Origin of the sequence: Ruminococcus callidus ATCC 27760, assembly GCF_000468015.1 — a bacterium.
Lineage (GTDB): Bacteria > Bacillota > Clostridia > Oscillospirales > Ruminococcaceae > Ruminococcus_C > Ruminococcus_C callidus.
In genome coordinates this window covers 1-811 of the sequence record NZ_KI260299.1, presented here as the reverse complement: position 1 = coordinate 811, position 811 = coordinate 1, and the positions used below count along the sequence as shown (strand labels likewise).

1 protein-coding gene is annotated in these 811 nt (G+C 49.7%); it reads right to left on the bottom strand.

What is annotated here, in order from left to right:
- Positions 1-195: 195 nt before the first annotated feature.
- Positions 196-654 (bottom strand): GNAT family N-acetyltransferase, encoded by a 459-nt coding sequence (locus RUMCAL_RS01695; RefSeq protein WP_021680699.1) that lies wholly within the window; start codon positions 652-654, stop codon positions 196-198.
- Positions 655-811: the final 157 nt, after the last annotated feature.

The window sequence follows — 811 nt, the reverse complement described above, 5'->3', positions numbered from 1 at the left end:
CAGACGCTCTTTGTGCGGTATTGCCTAAAGGCAAAACCGCCCGCAGCAAAGGAATTTTCCCAAGCTGCGGGCGGTTTTGGTTTTTGCGAGAGCATACAAAAACAACAGGGCAGGTCAACCCCCATTGACCTGCCTTGTTGTCGTTCTTGTCATTTTTTCATTTTTACCCGAATACGCAATTTTTGGTGTACGCCACTATCTGGCTTTTACCATGACATCATAGCATAAAAACGTCAATCCCTCCGCAGGCAGGCTGTGAAATGCCTGTGCGTGATACCCCTGTTTCAGATACATTGCCTTTGCCGGCAGTGATGCGTCCAGCGTCGCCTGCGGGTATGCCGCAAAGACCTGCTGTTCGGCATATGCCAGAAGTGCCTGTCCGTAGCCCTTTCGCTGCTGCTCCGGCAGCACAAACAGCCGGCTGATCTCGTCTGCCTTTACGGTCACTGTCCCCACAATGCCGTCTGCCGGATCCTCAGCCAGATACACGCACCCCTGCCGAATATCTGCCGAAATTTTCCCGTCGCAGTGATGATTCAGAAAGAATTGCACGGCTCCTGCGGGATAGTACTTGGGATAAATCTGACAAATTGTTTCCCGCGTGAGTTCCCGCACACATTCCAAATCCTGTGTTGTTGCTTTTCGAATTTGCATGATGTTCTCCTCCTCCGAACGGGAATTCCAGATCTGTTTTTGGAAAATTCCCTTGCATCTCCGTCACAATTATGCTATACTATAAGCAAGCAGGATAGACTGCCTGTTTTCAAACGTATTTTTAGGCAATACCGTACAAAGAGCGTCTGGCGACTTT

Bases quoted from the DNA above. Each gene is read 5' to 3' on its own strand.
- RUMCAL_RS01695 (WP_021680699.1), bottom strand. From the start codon at position 654: ATGCAAATTCGAAAAGCAACAACACAGGATTTGGAATGTGTGCGGGAA.